11 protein-coding genes are annotated in these 18,804 nt (G+C 52.4%); 6 read left to right on the top strand and 5 right to left on the bottom strand.

The genetic code is table 11. The annotated features are described in order from the left end of the window. Nucleotides 1–8 precede the first annotated feature (8 nt). From QMO62_RS28675 to QMO62_RS28665, 3 genes are read left to right on the top strand one after another with little or no spacing between them, the layout of a single operon-like run. Nucleotides 9–989 carry an ABC transporter permease gene (locus QMO62_RS28675; RefSeq protein ID WP_284645914.1) on the top strand — a complete coding sequence of 327 codons (981 nt, stop codon included), beginning with the start codon at nt 9–11 and terminating at the stop codon, nt 987–989. A 24-nt stretch (nt 990–1,013) separates the two neighbouring features. Then, nucleotides 1,014–1,892, top strand: coding sequence for a carbohydrate ABC transporter permease (locus tag QMO62_RS28670; RefSeq protein ID WP_284646709.1), 879 nt, complete (start codon nt 1,014–1,016; stop codon nt 1,890–1,892). A 21-nt stretch (nt 1,893–1,913) separates the two neighbouring features. Continuing rightward, a complete protein-coding gene (locus QMO62_RS28665) occupies nt 1,914–3,425 on the top strand; it encodes a sulfatase family protein (RefSeq protein ID WP_284645913.1) in 1,512 nt (503 codons plus the stop codon). 78 nt (nt 3,426–3,503) lie between these two features. On the opposite strand, the gene QMO62_RS28660 is transcribed toward QMO62_RS28665, so the two are convergent. After that, the gene (locus QMO62_RS28660; RefSeq protein WP_284645912.1) at nt 3,504–3,914 is read right to left on the bottom strand and encodes a DoxX family protein; all 411 of its coding nucleotides are present in this window, start codon (nt 3,912–3,914) and stop codon (nt 3,504–3,506) included. A gap of 440 nt (nt 3,915–4,354) precedes the next feature. Continuing rightward, nucleotides 4,355–5,728, bottom strand: a complete 1,374-nt coding sequence (locus QMO62_RS28655; protein WP_284645911.1) for an extracellular solute-binding protein — start codon at nt 5,726–5,728, stop codon at nt 4,355–4,357. Between the two features lie 346 nt (nt 5,729–6,074). On the opposite strand from QMO62_RS28655, the gene QMO62_RS28650 reads away from it, so the two are divergent. Together QMO62_RS28650 and QMO62_RS28645 are read left to right on the top strand one after the other, a co-directional pair. Beyond that, complete coding sequence (locus QMO62_RS28650; protein WP_284645910.1) at nt 6,075–9,323, top strand: hypothetical protein; 3,249 nt, start codon at nt 6,075–6,077, stop codon at nt 9,321–9,323. Nucleotides 9,324–9,452: 129 nt separating this feature from the next. Next, complete coding sequence (locus QMO62_RS28645) at nt 9,453–11,096, top strand: glycoside hydrolase family 13 protein (protein WP_284645909.1); 1,644 nt, start codon at nt 9,453–9,455, stop codon at nt 11,094–11,096. Nucleotides 11,097–11,181: 85 nt separating this feature from the next. On the opposite strand, the gene QMO62_RS28640 is transcribed toward QMO62_RS28645, so the two are convergent. Beyond that, nucleotides 11,182–13,614, bottom strand: coding sequence for a glycosyl hydrolase family 95 catalytic domain-containing protein (locus QMO62_RS28640; protein WP_284645908.1), 2,433 nt, complete (start codon nt 13,612–13,614; stop codon nt 11,182–11,184). Nucleotides 13,615–13,884: 270 nt separating this feature from the next. Then, nucleotides 13,885–14,895 (bottom strand): LacI family DNA-binding transcriptional regulator, encoded by a 1,011-nt coding sequence (locus QMO62_RS28635; protein ID WP_284645907.1) that lies wholly within the window; start codon nt 14,893–14,895, stop codon nt 13,885–13,887. A gap of 205 nt (nt 14,896–15,100) precedes the next feature. Between QMO62_RS28635 and QMO62_RS28630 the strand changes: the two genes are divergently transcribed. Continuing rightward, the gene (locus QMO62_RS28630) at nt 15,101–16,420 is read left to right on the top strand and encodes an ABC transporter substrate-binding protein (RefSeq protein ID WP_284645906.1); all 1,320 of its coding nucleotides are present in this window, start codon (nt 15,101–15,103) and stop codon (nt 16,418–16,420) included. 142 nt (nt 16,421–16,562) lie between these two features. Here QMO62_RS28630 and QMO62_RS28625 read toward each other — a convergent pair whose 3' ends face one another. Continuing rightward, a complete protein-coding gene (locus tag QMO62_RS28625) occupies nt 16,563–18,638 on the bottom strand; it encodes a beta-galactosidase (protein ID WP_284645905.1) in 2,076 nt (691 codons plus the stop codon). Nucleotides 18,639–18,804: the final 166 nt, after the last annotated feature.

The raw sequence follows: 18,804 nt of genomic DNA, 5'->3' as shown, positions 1-18,804 counted from the left end.
GGAACATCATGATGTCATCCGATCCTATTCCTGTCCGAACCGACGGTTCCCGCTTGCGGTCCGTGCCCCCGCGGCCAAAGTACCTCCGTAAGCTGATCCGTGATGTGCGCCGCGAGCCGTACCTCTATCTATTAGCGCTGCCGGGAATTTTATTTTTTGTAATTTTTAAATATGTTCCTATGTGGGGAGTGGTGATCGCCTTTCAGAACTACTCTCCGCTTGCTGGAGTGACTGGCAGCCCATGGGTAGGACTTGAGCATTTCCGCACCTTTTTTGAAACACCTGAATTTTGGCTGCTGTTTCGCAATACGATGGCGATCAATCTTTTGAATCTGGCGCTGTTCTTTCCATTGCCTATTCTTATTGCGCTATTGCTTAATGAACTGCATCATGTCGTGTATAAGAGAATCATTCAATCAGTTCTGTACCTGCCGCATTTCTTATCGTGGGTCATCATTACGGGACTTACGTTCACTCTTTTGGCAAAGGGTGAGGGGCTTTTGAATCATATGTTGGAAGCGGCGGGCTTGGAAAGAAAAGATTTTCTTACGAATCCGGACGGCTTCTGGCTGCTGGTGACGCTACAGTCCATGTGGAAGGAAGCGGGCTGGGGGACTATCGTTTTCCTGGCGGCCATTGCAGGAGTCGATCCGCAAATTTACGAGGCTTGCCGCATGGATGGTGCGAGTCGACTCCGCCAAATGTGGCATGTGACTCTTCCTGCCTTACGGGGGGTTGTCATTATATTATTGATTTTAAGACTTGGGGACATCATGGATGTCGGGTTTGAGCAAATATTCCTGATGTATAATGGTGCCGTCTCCGATGTAGCGGAAGTGTTCGACACTTATGTATACCGGATCGGCATTGGGCGCGGCCAATTCGGCTACAGCACGGCCATCGGATTGTTTAAGTCGGTCGTCGGGTTAGTCCTTGTCTTGGCTTCCAATAAGCTGGCCAAGAAGCTTGGGCAGGACGGGGTCTTTTAGTCGCTAGGGGGGAAGGTCATTGTGATGAAAAAGAAGAACACGGATTGGGGAGATTTGTTCTTCCGAAGCATGAATGCGGCAGTGCTTGGTTTGCTGGTACTGTTGACGTGCTTCCCATTTTATTACGTCCTCATCGTTTCCTTGACGGATCCGGCGGAATTTCTGCAAAAACGATGGGTTCTTTGGCCGGAGCAATGGAGCTTGGATTCCTACCGTTACTTGCTTTCGGCTAAGGCGTTCGTCCGTTCCATCGGCAATAGCGCTTTTCTGGCCGTGGTCGGCACAGCTTGCTCTCTTACGGTAACCTCGGCATTAGCCTACGCTCTTTCCCGACGAAGAATGAGAGGACGCAGGCAGGTCCAGCTAATGGTGCTGTTAACCATATTGTTTAGCCCCGGGATGATTCCGGCCTACATGCTGGTGAGACAGCTGGGACTGTTGAACAGCATGGGGTCGATTATTATTCCCACGCTAGCCAACGGATGGAGTGTATTGCTGATGAAAGCATTCTTTGACAGTCTCCCCTCCGAATTGGACGAATCCGCATCCATCGACGGGAGCAATGAGCTGCGGACATGGCTCTCGATCATCCTTCCGTTATCTCTTCCCGCACTTGCTGCCTTTGGCTTATTTTACGCCGTCGGGTATTGGAATCAATTCTTCTCTGCGTTACTATATATTAATGACGCCAAGAAGTGGCCCATTCAGGTGCTTTTACAAAATATGCTGCTCAGCGCGTCGAATACAGAGCTTGACGCAAACGACGTTTCCACACAGCCTCCGCCTTCGGAAATGTTGAAGATGGCGGCCATTATCATCGCTACCGTGCCGATTGTCATCGTATATCCGTTCTTGCAGAAGCATTTTGCCAAGGGCGCAATGGTAGGTTCCATCAAAGGCTGATAGCGAAGGAGGAGTTACACAATGGACACCAGACCTAATATCATTTTCCTGATGACGGACCAGCAGAGGTGGGATTGCATCGGACGGTTTAACAGCAGCATCAAGACGCCGACCTTGGACCGGCTTGCGGATGAGGGCATTGTATACACTCAGGCGGTATGCCAGGCACCGATGTGCGTCCCCAGCCGAAGCTCCATGATGTTCGGTCTGTACCCCTCACAGCTGGGGGTGAGAACCAATCATGGCGGGCTGTATTTCGAAGATAAGCTGCCGGTGGAGCCATTGTCGGAGCTGCTTCGGAAGGCAGGCTATCAAACAGCCGGGTTCGGAAAGACCCATTGGAATCACGGTCTCCATAATCCGAGTCCGCCTACACGAGGCTTTGAGGTCAGGGCTGTAGGCTTGGCGCGAAACAGCGGGCACTATGAGACGAATGCCATGATGATGGGAGACGATGATCCTGAGGGGCTTGCAGCGTATTCGCTGGAAACCCGGGATTACGGCAGCGGGGAGGAAAATGCGAACGGATATCTCGGCTGTACCAGCAGCGTGCCGATGCATCAGCACAGGGACGGCTGGGTCGCCGAGAAATGCAAACAATTTATTCAATCCGGCATCGATGCTTCCCGCCCTTTATTTCTTTACTTATCTTTCCTTAAGCCTCATGCAGGCTTCAACGTGCCTAAGGAATTTGAGGATTGGTATCGTTTGGAGGATATACCGGACATCGATCAACCGCCTTGGGAAAGAGAGGAAGGAACTCATCTGGCAAGCGGCGGGGAGAGAGACGCCCGATCCGACGCCGGGTACTGGGAGAGGCGGAAGGTATGGGAGGGGCTTAGCCCGACGGAAAGAAGGAGGACGACGCTGCGGTACTGGGCCAACTGCTCATGGCTGGATCATTATTTTGGTCAAGTCTTGGACGGTCTGCGGGAAAAGGGGGTGCTGGACAACGCTCTCATCGTCTTCGTATCCGATCACGGTGAAATGCTAGGGGAAAGAAGGCATCGCTTCAGTAAGTACTGCCTGTACGACAGCAGCGTAAGAGTACCTCTCCTTCTTTCGGGCTCTGCGCTTCCCGATTCGCTGCGAGGTACAGTGGATGAACGGCCGGCTGAATTGATCGATCTGGTTCCGACAATTGCTTCCATGGCAGGGGCAGAGGTCAGCCCTCTCCTGCCGGGACTCGATCTCCTCGAGGAGAAGCGTCGCGGCGGAACCTTCTGCGAATTTCATAGAAAGACGGAGGACGGTTTGTTTGCGGCACCGGCATTGATGTGGCGCAAGAAGGAATGGAAGCTGATCCTTTATTTGCCGGGCCATCTGAAGGACGCCATAACCCGATTGAACGAGCTTCAAGGTGAGCTGTACCATCTCACGGACGACCCGGCGGAGTGGACGAATTTGTTCGATCAAGAGTCGTACGCAAAAATTCGGGAGCAGATGACGGCAGAGCTGCTCATGCATTTGGCATGCACATGGACGCGAGGGCCGTTTTTTTATGATAATCAAGGGTACAAGGCTCTTGGATAGGAATAGTCCAAAACAGCGAGAACCGGTAGGGCATTATATGCCTTACCGGTTCTATTATTGTCTGCTGGGCGGGAGGAATCACTTCGCACCTGCGTAAGCTGCAGTGGTTAGTTGTATTGCGTTCGCACGAGATTGGATTCTTTGATGATGAAGAATATACGAGCCTGCGATGGCAAGGTAGCCAAGTACAAATGCGAACAGCCCGGAGTTGATGTCACCGACGGAAATGATGGAATACAGCGCCCCCGTTAAATCAAAAACGAAGCCGGCATACACCCATTCCTTGATACGCGGAAATCCGGGAATGAGAATAACGATGGACCCGAGCAGCTTGGCGATGCCGAGAAAGGGGAGCAGGTACGCCGGATAGCCGAGATGCTCGAAGAAGGCAACCGACTCCGGGGAGGACATCATATTGGGGATGGCCCCCAATCCCATTAAGGCAATCATGAATACCGTACAAATCCAATAAAGAACGTTCTTTTTCATCTTTTCTTCACTCTCCTGATTCATTCAGATGTTGCTGCAGCAGCAGCTCGTTTTGATATTTACAATATACCCTAACAGGAATATTCCTGTCAAGGAATACATTGAAAAAAAGTTTTTTGTCTTTTTAACGCGGTTTCTTGTAATAAATTTATTACAATTAATAAAGATATTAACAGATGACTCATTGGGTTCAGGTAATCGGGAGCAATAGGGGGGAATGTCTGCTTAATCTTAAGGGAATCTGGAGTGACGAGGTGATATGGTATCATAGGGGCTCCGCCTATCACTCGTTGGCTTTTACCGGGATCGGGATGCTGCGGATGATAAGTATGATTTGCTTTGTCAAGGGCGCAGGAGAAGTAATAGAAGCCGAAAAAACCTTACGGAAACCGATGATATCCTCGGACCGTAAGGTGTTTTTTCATTGTAGCAGATTCTCGTCATTTTACAGCGGACTGCATATGCTCCAGAATTGACTTCGGCTCTTCGAGGCCTGCCCAGAACAGCTTCAGCTCTTGGCCAAAGCCGTCAAGCGCCTCCATGCTGATGTTCAAATCCCTGTAATCGGCAAAGGTCGGGACGATCTCCCTGTAAAGGTGGTACCTGGACGGCAGGTCCGGTCCATCCACCGAGGAATCGTCGGCAGCGGCGATATTTGCCGGCAGGCTCAGCGTTCTGCGATGAAGGAGGCGCTGGGACGGTTCCGATGCCAGAAACCGGACGAGCAGACGCGTCGCTTCCTTCTGTTTGGAGAACCGGTTGATGGCGATGCCTGTAGCCAACAGCAAGGTTTTGGGTGTCAGGCTATAGGGCAAAGGTGTAATGTCGTACTGGAAAGAGAGATTCTTCAGCAGTTGGAGGCCGTAGTAGCTGGTCATGATCATGCTTGTCTTCTGCTGCTTGAACAGTCTTTCCGCATCCCCGTCTCCTTCGGACAAAAAGGCCGGCAAAAAGCCCTGCTGATGAAACAAACTGCGGCAGGAGTGAAGAATGTCCCAAAGCTCCGGGTCGGTGAACCGGTAGCCGGATGCATCCTTCGCAAACCGAAAGCCTGATTGCAGCAGGAAAATAGGGAACCGGTTCAACGATTCGATATGTGAGAAGAAGCCGATAATGCCCGTCTGCCGGTTGATCTCCGCCGCATTCTCGAGGAGCCGGTCCCACGTCCATCCGCTGTTAGGCTCCCGCAGGCCGCATTGCTTAAACAAATCCTTGTTGTAGCAAAGCACGATCGGCGAGAACATGAGGGGGACCGAGTAAAGAATACCTTGTTCGGTAAACAGATCGGCCAAGAACGGATGCTGGTCGGCAAGCGGCGATTGGGGCTCCAGCAGCGGAAGGGCATCGGCTTCATGCATGTCCATGAAATTGCGGTTGTTTAAAGTAAACGCATCCAGGAAGCCTTGCTCCAGATAAGCTCTTATCGAGTGCGAGTATTTGGTGTAGGGTAAGGTAACGGTCTCCACACGGATATGAGGGTGCTTCTCGTAGAACCGCTCCAGCAGTTCGGGAAGGAAATCCTGCTCCATCACGGAAGGATAGATGCCGAATCTAAGCGTCGTTACAGGGGGCGTGTCCGGCGGGGACACCCGGTTCCCTACCCGTGGAATTTTGGTAATTAATCCTTCGTTAACGAGAATGTCCAATGCCTTGCGTACGGACTTTTTGCTCACTTGAAACTGCTCTCCGAGTACAATCTCGGACGGCAGGTAGCTGCCCTTCGGCCGCAGGCCATTCACAATCTCCGTCCGAAGCGTCGTCAGCATGTCATCCATGCGCCCTTGAAACGTGATACGATCCGGTTTACCGCTCATTCCATCACCTAACCTCGAAGAACCCATTTTTCGCATATTATAACATACCTGCACTTTGCGAACAATTAGGTTACCACATAGGTACCACAACTCCGGAAAAATACAGAAAAATTCGTTGACAGCCCCATTTTCATGGTCTAGTATAGGTACCAAAAGGATACCACAACATCCAGAAATACCCTCTCCAACGGTTGTCCCTTTGGAATATTATCGCAAAGGAGGAAGACATCCCTTTTACTCACCAACAACTATGATGGCGCTTACATTTTTTCTGTCAAAAGGCAAGGATAAGTTGAGTGCATTCGTTATTTTATAAGGAATCTGACTTGTATAAGGAGGTTGTTTAATGAACAACGGAATATTTCGCGGTTTGACGGTCATGATGTGCTGTCTGCTCGCCATTACGGGCTGGATCGGCGGGGCTGCAGCTGCGGAGAGCAAGCTGTCTCAGAAAACCTTCGGTAATCCGGAGGAGCTCCTTATTCCCAATAATTATACCGTAGCGGTGTTTAACGGTACGGCAGGCAAGGAAGACGGCCGCAATGTGCTTTATGCTACAGCGAAGGGGAAGCCGGGCTATCTCAACGTAATCGACTTGGACGATTACAAGCTGCTGCGCAGCCTCCCGCTCGCTCCTTCCGAGAGCTCCTGGGCGCACACAATTGCCCCTGACGGCTCGCTTTACCTCGCAGCGGACGGTGGAGGCGCAAGACTGTGGCACTACTCTCCGGTGACCAAAACTCCCGTGCAAGTCGCCCAGTTCGACGGACAATCGGTGCCTAACAGCATCACGACCGATGAGCAAGGCCGCGTCTATGTGGGAACGTATCCTGGCGGTAAAGTATACCAATTTGACCCGGTCACCAAACAAACGAGAGATTACGGCCGAATGATCGGCGATACGGCGCAGGAATATGTTCGTTCCATTGCTTATCAAGGCGGCAACATCTATGCGGGCACAGCACACCGCCAAATCGTCAAGGTCAATGTGACAACAGGAGAGAAGACGAATATCGCCGGCTCTCTTCAAGTCAAGGAAGATACCGTGTACGATCTGAGCACGGTAGACAATCGATACTTGCTCGCCCGTTATACGGATGGAAGCGGCATCCCGGGAGAAGCGTTCATCTATGATACCCAAACGGAAGCTTGGTTTGATGTCGTACTGGATAATGTAACCGGACTTCATGCTACGGATTCCTTGAACGGCAAGCTCTATTATATGTCCGACAAAAAGCTGAAAACGTTCGATTTAACTACTCATCAGGTTGAGTTGACCGGCATGGAATACGCAAGCGGATTTCGTGGTGCGGATTGGGTGGAATTCCCCAATAATCCCTTGCTTCCGGGTAAAAACCTGGTCACCGTTCGATACGACGGCGGCGTGACGGTAATGAATATCGAAACGAAGCAGGTGCATCTGTATCCTCCGGTCATTCCGGGTCTCCCCGGGGTGGTAAACCGGCTGCAAAGCGTCTCGCCGACGCAAATCATTACAACCGGCTCCCAAGCCCGCTCGTCGCTCGTGAATTTGACCGATAAAACGGCAAAGCCGTTTAGCATCGGGCAGGCGGACAGCGTATATCCGGTCGGCAATAAGGTATACATGGGGGTTTATCCCGAAGGCGGACTGTATGAATATGACCTGACGGCGGAGCCCGGCGCAACCAATCCGAAGCGACTGGTGGTACTAGGCAACGAACAGGAACGGTTGGTCAATATTACGAGCGATAATAAAGGCAAGCTGTATATTTCCACCATCGCCAGCTACGGCAACCTGGGCGGCTCCATGACGATTTATGATCCTGCAACCGGGGAAACCGAAGTGCACCGCAATATCGTTCAAAACCAAAGCGTACTTAGCATGACCTTCCACAATGGAAAAATCTTCGGCTCCACGACAATTCGCGGGGGACTTGGATCCGAGCCGTCGGAAGCGGAAGCGAAGATTTTCGTTTGGGATGTCGAAAAGGAACAAAAAGTCACCGAGTTTCCGCTGCGTGTGCCCGGTCTGGATAAGCCGATCTTTATCGGTGATCTGGCCGTAAGACCAGACGGCTTGATCTGGGGAGCGTCTTATGAATTTATTTTTGCCATTGATCCGAATACCTACGAAGTAGTGAAAAGCAAGAAGCTGTATCCGAAGCTGAATTTCAGCCAGTGGGCGCATCATCCGCTTCGTTGGTCCAAGGACGGATTACTTTATGTTCTGTTCAATAACAAATTGACGGTTATCGACCCGGATACGCTGGATTTCCGGACGCTTGCCGACACCTCGCGCTTTGATTTGGGCATGGATGGCCATCTGTACTTTACCGATATGCAGACGAACACGATTCTGTATCGGATGGAAATCGACGGCGAGGTGGTAGAGCTTCCTCCGGGCGTACCGGTTCCAGTAAGCAACTACAGCTTGGAAGACAATCTCAACAATGGCGCCATTCCGGGCTGGAGCCCTCTGTTTGCAACCGGATCAGGCTACCGGTATGAAGTCAGCGGCGAGCGCAGCTTTAAAGGCCAGAAGAGCTTGAAGACGATCGATACGCTGCGGACTGCCTCGGTTGCCGTCCAAAGCGATAAAATTGCCGTCAAGCCGGGAGAAGAGTATGAGGCTGGGGTTCAAATATACATTGAATCCGGGCAGCCGGGCTTCATGTTCCGATTCTTCGACAAGAACAACGCTACCTTAACGACACTCGAAACGCACTTGGACGAAACTCGTCTGGCTCAGTGGCAGAAAGTCACCCTTAAAGGCAAGGCGCCGGCGAATGCGGCTTACGCCAGACTGATTGCGGTAACCTCAAGGTATAACATCGCAACGGCTTACTATGACGATTTCTTCGTAAATGAAAAGGATCCTATCGCGCCGACCTCGGTCGTTACGTTAAACCCGTCTCCGAATGAGTTTGGATGGATCAACAGCGACGCAGCTGTAGCCATTACAGCGAACCGCGCCTACTCCATCACGTACTCCGCCGCAGGCGCGCAGCCGATCGAGAAGGCTACGGTGAAAGGAAATGCGGTACAGTTCCCGATTACTCAAGAAGGCGTCACTACCGTAACTTATTCTGCGATGAACTTCTCGGGCATTTCCGAAACGCCTGGTACGCTGGATATCCGCTTAGATAAGACGGCGCCGGTGATCCAATTCTCGGGACAACCGGCGTATACGGTATCACAGGCGGTTTACATCGGCTGTACGGCTTCTGATAACTTGTCGGGCTTGGCGAGCAACCCGTGTGCGGGACCGCTGACATCGCAGCCGGCTTATGCGTTCGAGCCTGGAAGCCACGAGGTTACAGTTACTGCTCTGGATAAGGCAGGCAACGTAGGCTCAGCGACCTTCAGCTTCCAGGTTGTAGTGAACTACGACGGCTTAGCCGAGCTGGTGCGGCAATTTGCCGCAGCGGATCCCGGGGTTGCCGAATCGCTTGCCCAGAAGCTGTTGAACGCTCAGGAGGCGGAGCGACGCGGCAATACGAATGCAGAAGCTGGGATGCTTAAAGCCTTCTTAAACGAGGTCGACGCCCAGAGCGGGAAGAAGTTATCCGTAGAGCAGGCGCAGCTGCTCAAGAAACTAGCCGCCCATTTGTAACGTGTCTAAGGCAGCTGCCTTTAGGATTGAGAATCGATCCTGGGGGCGGCTGCCTTTCTTTTGGGCTGCATAGTTCATGCAGCATTTACCAATACTAAGAGGAATAAAAAGCAGCATAAGAGGTGACTCATGAAGCGAACGTGGTGGAAGGAAGCCGTGGTGTACCAAGTGTATTGGAGAAGCTTCTACGATTCCGACGGAGACGGCTACGGCGATCTGGAAGGACTCATTCAAAAGCTCGATTATATCAAAAGCTTGGGCGTTGATGTCATATGGCTCAATCCGTGTTATGAATCTCCTGATCGTGATAACGGGTATGACATCTCGGATTACGAGAAAATCATGGACAAAGCCGGTACCATGGATACCTGGGAGCGCCTGCTCAAGGGCGTTCACGAACGGGACATGAAGCTGATTATGGATCTGGTTGTGAATCATACCTCCGACCGGCATCCTTGGTTTATCGAGGCACGCTCCTCCAGGGACAACCCTAAGCGGGACTGGTACATTTGGCGCGACGGCAGGAACGGAAGCGCGGAGCCGCCAAGCAACTGGCGATCGTATTTCTCACCCTCCGCATGGGAATGGGATGAAGGAACGGAGCAGTTTTATTTTCATTCCTTCGCGGTGGAGCAGCCGGATTTGAATTGGCGCAATGATGCTTTACGCCGGGAGATATACCGAATGATGCGCTCTTGGCTGGATAAAGGGATTGACGGCTTTCGATTGGATGCTATCGCTTTGTTGGCCAAGCCGGAGGTTTTCTCGGATGTCGGCGACCCTTCCGATATACGTTATTTGACCAACAATCCCGGCGTTCACGACTATCTCAAGGAGATGCACGAGCAGGTGCTGAGGCATTACGACATTATGACCGTGGGCGAGGTCGCCTTTGCCACGCCGCCTGATGGACTGCTCTATGTGGACGAGAGCCGGCGTGAGCTGGATTCTCTGTTTCACTTCGAAATTGCGGACGAAATGCCGAGCTGGGATATGCTTGGCTACAAGGAAATTCAATCGAAATGGCATCGGGCCTTCTATGGCCGAGGCTGGAATTCCCACTTCCTGAACAATCACGATCATACCCGCCAAGTGACGCGATACGGCAACGATGGCAAATACCGGGTGGAATCGGCGAAGCTGCTTGCCACGCTGATCCATACGTTACCGGGTACGCCTTACATTTATCAAGGCGAGGAGATCGGGATGACCGGGGTCCGGTACGAAACGATTGAGGAATACAATGATATCGCCATGCGCAACAAATATGAGGAAGAGGTCGGCAAGGGAAGACCTGCAGCCGAGGTGCTCGCCGAGCTGCAGCCGCGGAGCAGGGACAATTCGCGCACGCCTATGCAGTGGGACGGCTCCTCACAGGCGGGCTTTACGAAGGGAACGCCTTGGATTGCCGTCAATCCGAACTATCGAGAGATCAATGTCGAGGCAGCGCTTGCGGACCCTGATTCGGTGCTGAAGTATTATCAGCAGCTGATTTTATTGCGTAAGAATAACCCTGTGATGGTTTACGGCGATTACGAGGATCTGCTGCCGCGGCATGAGCAGCTCTACGCTTACTTGCGTTCGTGGAACGGGGTAGAGTGGCTGGTGGTGCTGAACCATCACGACGGGGAGACGGATACATTACCGCTTTCGGAAGTGTTCACAACCGCCCTTGCGAGAGTCGTACTGTCCAATTACGGATGGGATCGTCCGACGCTGCCGGAGCGGATGCGACCGCATGAAGCCGTTATTTACGAAGTAAGCTCAACGTAGCTTGCGTACTTGCATACAGATGGAACAAAGGGCGGACCGAACCATGCTTTTCAAGCAATCGGGCCGCCCTTCTTTTCACCTTACATCAATCAAGATCCATGGACTGCTCAGAGGGGCGTAACGTTACGTTCCAAGTCGTTGTTATGCCTTCGTTCAGCTTCACGAGCCGATAACGAGACCCTCTTCCGGAAGTGAGTATTTCCGAATGCCCATCGGTATCGATCCGCTCGACCTCCCCGGGAAACCGGATCTCCACTTGCTGCGTCGTATCAGAGGTAAGAGTGACGACAAGATGCAACTCTGCCATGTTCCAGCGTAACGAGACCGTCATCCCGCCCCGGCAGCGGAATTGCCGGAATTCCCCCTTCATCCAGCGCTTCGGAAGAGCAGGCAGCAACTTGATAAGACCTTTAGCTGAAAACAACAGCATCTCTTGCATAGCGGCGGTCCAGCCGAAGTTCGCGTCAATTTGGAACGGTGCCCGGCCCATATTCATGGTGATGCCCATGTTACGCCAATCATTATGATAAGTGAAAAGGTTGTCGCCGAGGCAGGAGCGGCTCAGAATATTAAGGCATTCGAGCGCCCGGTCTCCGTCACCGAGTCTCGCGTAAATGTTCGCCATGTGGGCAAGGGACCAGCCCGTTTGCTGGCTTAATCCGATGATGAGCCGCTTCTCAACGGCAATGCGACACGCTTCAAACAGGCTGGGATTCGTTTCTTCCGTAATTTCAAACCCGGGAAACAGCGGATATATATGCGATTGGTGGCGGTGATGATAATTATCCTTAAAATCCGGGTGCAGCCACTCCCGCATGGCCCCGTCCTCGTTAACCTGATAATCCGGCAGCTTCTGCAGAAGCGCTTCCCAGCGGGGGAGCGATTCCGCCTCGATTCCGAGCTTCCGGCATACTTCGCACAGATTACTGAGTACCTCGCGCGCAATCGCCACATCCATTGTTGCGTTTAGAGAAACAGCTAGCTTGCCGCACCCTTCGAAGGAGCCGTTCGCATGGTTTTCCGGTGAATTAGAAGGGGAGAAGAGCCATTTGCCGTTCTCGTCCTCGATCAAGAAATCTTCGTAGAATAAAGCGCACTCCTTCAGGAAGGGGAGTGCCCGCTCTTGTAAGAACGATACATCCCCCGTAAATAGCCAATAATCGAAATAATGCTGAGCGAGCCATCCCGCGCCCGCCGTCCAATAGACCACATGGGGCTGCAAGTTCTTCTTCAGCCCCGATTCCGGCGATGCGAACAACGGGCTTAGAATTCCCCGACAGCCATAAAACGACTTCGCATTCCGCCGCATGTCCGGGACCAGCGAATCAAAGAAATCGTAGAAGGGTGCGGCAGCCTCAGCCAGATTACCCGATAGCGCCTGCCAATAGTTCATTTGAATGTTCTCGTTATTAAAAAACGCGGAGCTCCACGCGGGTGTAAAGTCCCCGTTCCAGATTCCCTGGAGGTTGGCGGGCAGCCCATTTGACCTGGAGCTGGACAAAAGCAAATAGCGGCCGTAGTCGTACATGCGTTCAACGAGAGCAGCGGGAGCATCGCCTTCATAGGCGGTTAACAGTAGCCGCTCGTTTGAGGCAGCCCTTTCTTCTCCGACGTCCAAATCAATACCGGCACGGAGAAACAGTGCACGATGCTCGAGAGTGTGGCGTTCAAGCAGTGCATCATAGTCAACGGGGGAGCTGTCCAACAGGCGCTTCAGCCGCTCGCGTTCGGCTTCGTCTCCGGACGCTGCGCTCATCTTGAGCAGAATGACGATTTCATTGGCATGGTTTACGACCAACCGGTCCGTCTGTACTTCGTTCTCCCCGCCGATAGGGATAATCCGTGCGACCGAGCAGAAGGGCGAACCATTCTCATGGCGGCCCCAGGCGTGCATATATTGCTGCTCCGCGGTGAACTCATGAGTGAACCCGTGCATCTCGGCCTGAACCGCATCGTGCAGAATCAACTGCATGGATATAGGCATCAGGGGGGCGCCATGCGACCGGATGGAAAGAACAAGCATGTCGTCCGTGCGGGAAACGAACAAGCGCCGTGATTTTCGGATACCGTTATCCGTCCACTCCACGGCGATTTCGCCGGTCTCCATATCTAGCGTTCTCCTGTACTGGCGAAATGCGCCATCGACCCCGGTGAACAGCTTCAGATCAAACCCGGGCTGATATTTGGCTGTCGCCGCCTTATACCCGGCTTCCTTCATTTTGTCCGGATAGTATTGGTTCGCTTCCGCGTAGTTTCCCGCAGCAAGTAGTTCTCGAAGCTCCGCCAGATGAACGGACAGGTCCGGAAGTGCCGTAGTTTTGCCGCCGTACCACAGCGCTTCATGATTGATTAATACGGTTTCCTCTGCTATGCCTCCGTAGACGAGCGCACCCAATGTCCCGTTGCCTCCGGGGAGCGCATCCTGCCATCTTACGGCAGGCTTCGTCATGGACATCAGATGACTGCGGCTTTTGTGTACCGCCGGTACCTCAGTGCCGCCCAGATGTGTGTTGGCCATCGCCCTCATCCTTTCCGCATTTACTGTTGTTAGATATAAATGTTTCTGAAACATTTCAAGTAATGATACAATGAATCCCCTTTCTGAAACAAGTGAAAATTGACAACCATTTCTAAACAACGGCTAAGTTTGTAGGGAACGGGCAGCTGTGCGGCTTAGTGAAACGTCTTGCCGGGGGCGAAAGAGAAGGGGGGTGAAAGGCGAAACAGGGGCGACGAATGGCTTCGCCGCTGGTCGGTTCGCTTCCCGGTGGTGGAGCAAAGTTGTACTCTACAGCAGCGGACGGACGGAACTGCGGGCAGTAAACGTACCCGGCAGCACGATTTCCTGAGGCTCCAGCTCGGGGTCGCGCTGCTGACGGAACAGAAGCTCTACGGCTATGGTTCCGATGAGCTTGCCCGACTGATTGATCGACGTAAAAAAGCTTTTGTATTCCTCCGGCAGCGCGGTATACGATTCGTCGAAGGTCACGAGGCTAATATCATCCGGAATACGGAGCCTCTTCTGATTCAGCACGCTGATGACCGTCCCGAGCATGCCCGGCGAAGTGACAAAAAGGGCAGACGGCCGCTCGTCCGCGTCAAGCATATGACTTAGTAAACCTGCCGCCGGCTGTTCGTCGCTTTCCAGTGCCTCGAACCGCGCATTCGATGGAATGTTATGTTCCATCAGCGCATACCGGTACCCTTTTATTCTTTCGGTATAGGTGTAGTGCTTGTTCGGTGAAACGAGCCCTATCCGCCGATGTCCTTGGCCAATGAGATGCGTCATCAAAGTGACCGCTCCCATGAAGCTATCTCCTCGGACTAAGTGGGCGCCTAGACCCTCGACTTTCTGATCAACAAGCACAAGGGGAATGCCGTGCGCCTGCACCTGCTGCAGATGTTCCCTCTGCCCCCGCTCCGAGCTCATCACAATAAGCCCCTCGATTCCGCGGCCAATCATGCTGCCCGTAAGGGCCGTTTCCCGCCCGCCGTTAGAGTTGCCGAGAAGAATCAGGCAATCCTGCTCGAAGGCCTTTTCCTCTGCTCCCGCCAAAATTTCGATGCCGAAGGAGTGTCCCCATATTTGTTTGCCGAAAGGGAGGATCATCCCCAGAACTCCGTTCCCGCCGCCGCTCGAAGAGCGCTTCAGCTCATGCGGCTGGAACTGTAGGGCCTGCAGCGCATCCAGAACTTTTTGTCTGGCTGCTGAGGAAACCGTCTCGCTGTTGTTGATTACACGGGAAACTGTAGCTTTGGAGACACCGGCAAGCTTGGCTACTTCATCGAGTTTAGACATGTGGAACATCTCCTGTTTCATAGGTTGTTTCATCTCTTATGCGCTTGAACGAACACAAACTTTCTTTTAAATATTAAAGAAAAAAGCCATTTTGTCAAATTCTTCTTGATCCTGGGATCGAGTTTATCGTATGATTAAAAAAGAAACATTACTGAAATGTTACATTGATCATCTAGTTTATAAAAACGAAGGAGGAGTGCGACGTATGGTCGTAATTAAAAAAAGCTGCAGCTTGGCGCTTTCTGCCGTGTTGCTGGCTGCTGTTTTACAAGGATGCTCCGGAGAGGGTTCCCTGCAACAAGACGGCGCAGACAAAGCAAAAAATTCTCCTGCTATCACTTCCGAGCCGGTACATCTGACGATGTACGGGAGCATGTCGGACGAATTGTTTCAGAAGCTGGTCGCGGAGCCCGTGAAGATGAAGTACCCGAATATTACGATGAGCCAGATCAAAAATGAGAAAAAAATAGAGGAGTTGATTACGGCGGGTGAAGTGCCGGATATGATTAACGACACCATCGCATCGATTATTAAGTACGAGGAATTGGGCCTGACGGAGGACTTGCATCCCTATGTGAAACAATTCAATATGGATCTGAACCGAATCGATCCGATTGTGCTGGACACGGTCCGTAAAACCTCCGGTGACGGCAAGCTTCTGGGGATTCCCATTTCGGGCAATGTCGTCATGATGTATTACAATAAGGATATTTTCGACCGCTTTGCCGTTCCCTACCCGAAGGACGGTATGACATGGGATGAGGTATACGATCTGGCGAGACAGCTGACCCGATCGGACGGTGCCGTTAAGTACCGCGGCTTTGATTTTCAGGATTCATTCCAATTTGCAGCGAACCAGCTGTCCTTATCCGTAGTTGATGCCCGGACGAACAAAGCATTTGTGAATAACGACGGCTGGAAAAAGCTGTATGAGAATTACGCCCGATTTTTTCACATTCCCGGCAACGAGGTGGACGCAGCTACGTATGGCAAAGGCTTGAACCAGTTCTTGAAGGACAGATCGCTCGCCATGTACGTCACCAGCTCGATTTTTTCGAGGCTTCCGGATGCGGTAAAGGAGGGGCTGAACTTCGATGTCGTCACTTTACCATCTTTCGCGGAGGCTCCTAATACAACGACCCAGGTGGATGGAGGCGTACGAATGATAACGTCGACGAGCAAGCATAAGAACGAAGCTTTCGCCGCTTTGTCCGCTATGCTATCTGAGGATGCGCAGAAGCAAATCGCTTCGCTCGGCAACACATCGGTACTGAAGGACAGTAAGATTAACGAGGAATTTTTCGGAAGAAGTCAGGAAATATTGCAAACCCGCAACCGTCTTGGCTTTGTCAAAAACAAGCCGGCCAAGCCGCCTGAGTTTATTACTAAATATGATGCCGCCGCTTATGGAATCGTACGCTCACAATTCAAGAAATGGGTGACGACCGGACAATCGGACATCAACTCCATCTTGAGAGAGGCGGAGGAATTGGTCAATAAATCAATAGCCGATGCCCGTAAGTAGCGGATCGGGATTCCAACGGTCTGGATAAAGTCCGGTATCCATTGTTGTAAGCGGTTCCGACGGAGGAGGGAGTAAAGGAGAAGAATCCAAAAGGCGCTGTCCTCTAAAGTAGAGAATCTACTTAGCGGACAGCACCTTTTTGTTAAGTTAGGGCTTTCCTTTTTATCATCGCTACGCCATACAAAGGCAGCCGGAGTTGTTCCGGAACGGCTTGCCCGGATTCTACATCCGTATACGAGTGATCATCTAAAGCGATTTCCTGCTCAGTCCCGCTGAAGTTCATCAGAAACACGTAGTCGTGCTCCCCGTCGGTTCGGAGCTGCGCCGTTACGCCTTCCGGCAAGTCTGCATCCAAAGCCCGGCGAATCCCTCCTTGCTTCACAAGCTCGGTATACAAGAGCTTATAGAACTGCGGATCGCTGACACGAGCGGCCAAATAATAAGCCTTGCCTGCGCCTAGCGAATTCACCGTCAAAGCCGGGCGGCCGGCGTAAAAATCGTCTTCGTATACCGCCAGCACTTCAGCTCCCTCCGAATGGATGAGCTCGCAGAGCTCCCGAACCTCGAACCCGCCTTGCAGGCCAAGCGGATTGCCCGGCTGGAGGACGATGCCGTTGCGGTCGTGGTCATGCAGACCTTCGATTTCCTCCGCCCAGATGCCGAGCGTCTTTCGAAGCGGTCCAGGGAACCCTCCAAGGTGACACAGGTCATTCTCGTCCACGATGCCGCTCCAATAGGTGGCCACGAAGGTGCCGCCATTCGCAACGAATCTTTCGATCTGCTCCCCGGTTTCTTGACGCATCAGATACGCCATGGGAGCGATAAGCAGCCGGTACTTAGAGAAATCGTCTCCCGAGCCGATAATATCCGTCGGCACGCCGAGCTCCCAAAGCGCCTTGTATTGCTGCATCACCGTGTCCTCGTAATGAATTCCCTGGTTACGCGGACCTTGAGCGTCCTTCACCGCCCACCAGTTGTCCCAATCGAATAAGATGGCCGCATCCGCCGGCGTCGTGGTTCCGATGACTTCCGTTATACGAGATAACGTTTGTCCCAGCGAGGCTACGTCATGGAACACGCGTGTATGCTCGTGTCCGACATGATCGACCACCGCTCCGTGAAACTTCTCGCTGGAGCCGCGGCTTTTGCGCCATTGAAAATATTGCACAGAATCGGAGCCATGCGCCACCGCCTGCAGGGAAGAAAGCCGGTGCATGCCGGGACGCTTCAGCTTGCTGATCGGCTGCCAGTTCGTCAGGCTTGGCGTGCTCTCCATCAGCATAAACGGCTTACCCTGCAGCGAGCGGAATAAGTCATGGTTGAATGCAAACCAAGCGGCTACGGCATCATCGGATGAATCCGGACGGTTATGCCAAGTGGGATAAGCGTCCCAGGAGATCACGTCCAGGATGTCGGCGAATTTCCGGTAATCCAGTCCGGAGAAGTTGTACATCATGTTGGTCGTCACCGGCAGCTCAGGATGGAACGCTCTTAGCGGTGCGATCTCATGCTTGCAGAAATCGACGGTTTGATCCGTAACGAAGCGCCTCCAGTCCAGGTTATGCCCATGGACCGCCGTTTCTCCAATGGGGGACGGGGACTCAATCTGCTCCCAATCGGTATAAGTGTGGCTCCAGAAGGAGCTCCACCACGCATGATTCAGAGCATCAAGTGTTTGGTACTTCGTGCGAAGCCATTGCCGGAAGGCTTCCTGACAGAAATTGCAGTGACAGTCGCCGCCGTACTCGTTCGAGATATGCCAGCCGATCACTGCAGGATGCTTCGAATACCGCTCGGCCAGCTTCGTATTCATGATGGTGACCTTCTCGCGGTAAACGGGTGAGGTGAAGCAGTGGTTATGCCGGCGGCCGTGAAGATTTCGCTGTCGATTCGCCGTTACGCGCAGCACCTCGGGGTACTTGGCCGACATCCAGGCAGGCCGCGCGCCGCTGGGGGTTGCCAGCCAGGCATAGATTCCGTTCGCTGCGAACGAATCGAGCACCTCATCCAGCCATTCGAAGGTAAACCGGCCTTCCTCGGGCTCTAAACGGCTCCAAGAGAAAATTCCTACGGCCATGACATTGCAGTCAGCCAGCTTCATGAGCCGAAGATCTTCCTTTAAGATGTGAGGCTCATGAAGCCATTGATCAGGGTTGTAATCGGCCCCGTGCATAAACACAGGGAGCTTGCTGCTGATAGGAGGGGGCTTGACGGTCAAAGCAATCGTTCCTTTCTATTTTCATGTTATAAACGAAATTCATAAGCAGCATTGTTGAGGCAATGAACTGCCGTTTAGTATATAATCCATTATAACGCGGGATTTTCCCTGAATATAGAAACGGATTTTCTTATTTCTATAACAATTTTCACATTAAATAGGGGAG

This window comes from Paenibacillus silviterrae (assembly GCF_030167925.1).
GTDB lineage: Bacteria > Bacillota > Bacilli > Paenibacillales > NBRC-103111 > Paenibacillus_G > Paenibacillus_G silviterrae.
This window is presented reverse-complemented; position numbering and strand designations above follow the sequence as displayed.